Annotated in this window: 3 protein-coding genes; 1 reads left to right on the top strand and 2 read right to left on the bottom strand. The window is 44.6% G+C overall.

The annotated features are described in order from the left end of the window. On the top strand, positions 1–341 hold a 341-nt coding region (locus tag IBX50_RS18740), incomplete at its 5' end, for a DUF3362 domain-containing protein (protein WP_292257923.1). A 263-nt stretch (positions 342–604) separates the two neighbouring features. On the opposite strand, the gene IBX50_RS18735 is transcribed toward IBX50_RS18740, so the two are convergent. Next, positions 605–1,714 (bottom strand): hypothetical protein, encoded by a 1,110-nt coding sequence (locus IBX50_RS18735; RefSeq protein ID WP_292257922.1) that lies wholly within the window; start codon positions 1,712–1,714, stop codon positions 605–607. A 35-nt stretch (positions 1,715–1,749) separates the two neighbouring features. Continuing rightward, positions 1,750–3,333: a hypothetical protein gene (locus IBX50_RS18730; protein ID WP_292257921.1), complete on the bottom strand. Its 1,584-nt coding sequence runs from the start codon at positions 3,331–3,333 to the stop codon at positions 1,750–1,752. Between the last annotated feature and the right edge of the window lie 18 nt (positions 3,334–3,351).

The raw sequence follows: 3,351 nt of genomic DNA, 5'->3' as shown, positions 1-3,351 counted from the left end.
CCATGTACCACAGCGAACGCAACCCACTGCGCAAGGTCAACTACAAGAGTGACAAGGTGGATGCCATCAAAGGTGAGCGTCAGCGCCGCCTGCACAAGGCATTCCTGCGTTACCACGATCCGAAAAACTGGCCACTGCTGCGGGACGCCTTAAAAAGCATGGGCCGTGCTGACCTGATTGGTTATGGCAAAAAACACCTGATTCCGCCGACTGATCCGATCAAGGGAACAGCCAAGGCCGAACAGTTCAAAGAAGGGAAACGAGTCTTGACCCAGCACACAGGATTACCGCCAAGGGGAAAACCCAGCAACAGAGCCAAAAGAAGCAGTAAAAAGAAGTGACCCTGTAAAAGTCTTGACTCTACCTAAATAAAGCCGAGAAGTGCGGCTGGCTCGAATGCACTGAAACCTGGATGCAACTGCGCCAGCTGTGTAATCAGATGAGCCATAAATATATCGAAGAAGCCAGCACACTATGGAGTGCACTGACCACTGCCCATCAGAAACAACAACTATTAGAAAGCTTTGCCACTAATCTGACAGGGCAGGTTAACAAGCTACTTAAAATAGGCGAGCACTTCCTTCTGTGTACTTGGCAAGCAGTTTTAATAGTTAAAATCCATCTTCATGTCTCTTGAGGCATCAACCTCAAAGTTAGTAGATTCATCGTTGCTGCCTGCTCCTGGCTGATTAAATTTATCTGAACCAAAACTTCCATCGAAACTACTACCACCTTGATTTCCAAAGCAATCGATGGAGTTGCCACTAGCAGTTGATCTACAACCATTTACATTTACATTTACCTTCATCGAAGGTATACCTTGACCCATTTGCATCGTTGAATCAGGGGCAATAATCCAACCTTCGATACCTCCACCACCCTGACCTTGACCAGTGCTATCACCACCTCCAGTTGAGCCAGCATTAAAGTAAAAGCTCTCTGAAGAGTTACTAACAATAATAAACTGCTTGCCAGCTAAAGAGGCAGATGGGGTTACATTAAGAATGCCATTTACAACAACGATATTAATCCTATCATCCCTGAGTGAGCTTGGATCAAGTGTGCCATTATTACCTATAACTTGTGCTGAGAACAAGCCTCCATCCAGAAAACTTAAATCACCATAAAATTTTTCCAAATCATCAACTGTTAAATCTTGAAAACCCTTAGATTCATCCAAATCAAACAAATCTCCAACAATATCAACTTCACTTATTTTTATCGCTATAGAACCTGACATATAGTAAGATGGATTTTCTGCTGGAATCCCAACAAATACCTTTGCATTCAAAATACAAATCTCTTCACTAGAAGGGTCATACGGGTCTTTGGGATAGTAAGTTGCACTGAATAACTCATCACTTTTCTCAAACCACCAATAAATATCTGAAAATCCTCCACCATGATTAAATCGGTAAGGGTGCTCATTAAATAGCGCAGCCAAGCTTATATCATTAATACATCCACACACTAAATTAAAATTACCTATATTATTACAAGATTGGCCAGACCTTGTTATATAATTAACTTGCTGCCTTAGCATTAGCAACCCAGCCTCAGCAGCTGCTTGCAGGGTTGCTGTTGGTGCATCCGACTGGGAGATACGAGTTTCCTGTCCAGTTCGCTCGGTGCTGGTGATGACCACCAGACCTACAAAAAGCATCATCAACAGTGCTAAGGCCAGAATAAAACCCTGCTGTTTTTTATGGGTCATAGGGTGACCTCCTTAATTATTATCCGTTTATACACTTAGGGTGCAGTGCACTCAAGCAAATGCTCTGGAAATTCATAGTCAAACTCTGAATCCAGTGTAGGGGACGGTGTAGCTGAAGTAGACGGCGGTTCCTCGTCGTCATCATTACTCAAATCTCCTCCAACACCCTCTGCAGCAAACCGGATAGAAGCATTACCCTCTACATCCACATTGTTGCCAAATACAGAACCCCAAACATCACCACTGCCAGTAATCCGGACATCTGAATTGGCAGCATAAATCACCCCATATAGGTTGGTGTTGCCCTGCACGCGCACACCCTGATCATTGTTCCCTGACTGTACATAACTGGTATAGACCGAAAATATAGGGTAACCATTTTCATTCAACACTCGGCTATCCATCTGGTTACCACTAGTGATCACACCGGTTTCTTCATCAAGATAGGCAAAAGAAAAGGAGCCCTGTAGGGTGAACTGACCGGTCATCACTAGTGTTAAGCTACTTTTTGAACCAATGGTAAAACGGGCATTACCAGCCAGACCTACATCGCCGTCCACATAAAGCACCACATTGCCACCTTTTACTTCTATCCTAGCATCACTTGCAATGTTCAATTCACTCAGAGGAATAACCGTTACTTCCTGTCCCATAAATTCTTGGTTCTGATGTAGCGTCAAATTGAACTGCTGCCAATCATTGATATTCCACGTTTGATTAAAGCCGTGCCATCCATCAGGGCTGATCTGTGAATCCCGGAAAGGGTAACCACCCAGTGCTGGTACTACATTGAGAGTACCATTGGAATAACCAAGTGTAGAAAAGGTGTTAAAATAGCTATTAACTACGTCCCGATGTGCATCGTAGGCATCCGTTGTTATTTCACTGTAATTGCCGTCAAACGTTGAGCCACCTGTTATCTTCGGTTCTGATGTAGCTGCCACATCACCAAATATCTTTCCGCTCCCCTGCAGGTTTGCGGCTTGTGTAATGGCCGAGAACTGACCAAAAAGATCAGACAAAACCTCTTTGGCGGATAACACTTCATCATTTGAGTCATCAGTATCTGGCCCACCTTCATCCAAGTCCTCCATATCTATTTTTATCCGGGCACTTACCATTGCCCGCTGGCGTGGATTGGTCGGATCTAGTCCAGCCTCACCGTAGCTAAGCACGGTCAAACTTGCCGAATTATTCCCCTCTATAATTTCAGGGCATATCACTGGTATCCACCAGAAGAACTCGTTGTCGGCATCATAAATACGGCGGTCATTAGAAATACCAACCCCTAGAGTATCCTCACCCAAGTCCAGCAGTTCAGCGATTTTTGCATTACTGGAAAGACTTTCCTTCAATTTAGTAGCGCAGGCATTAGGATCACTTAAACCTTTACAAGCAATTTTCAGCTGATTACGTAACCGATAAAGTCCTGCCTCAGCTGCTGCCTGTACGCTGGCAGTATGCAACTCGGATATGGCGACGCGTTGCTCAGTTCCGGTACGCTGGGTGCCAGTAATGACCACAAGCCCCACAAAAAGCATCATTAACAGGGATAGCGCCAGAATAAAGCCCTGTTGAGGCGCGGTACGATTTACCTTTACCTGTTTTACTGAACCCATGCTTTTCTCCTGAGCTTA

The organism is Marinospirillum sp., from assembly GCF_014859565.1.
Note: the sequence above shows the minus strand (reverse complement) of the source record. Positions and strands in the feature narration are given on the sequence as shown.

What these genes read in the sequence shown, in the direction of transcription:
- IBX50_RS18735 (WP_292257922.1), bottom strand. Translation starts at nt 1,714, where the DNA reads ATGACCCATAAAAAACAGCAGGGTTTTATTCTGGCCTTAGCACTGTTG.
- IBX50_RS18730 (WP_292257921.1), bottom strand. Translation starts at nt 3,333, where the DNA reads ATGGGTTCAGTAAAACAGGTAAAGGTAAATCGTACCGCGCCTCAACAG.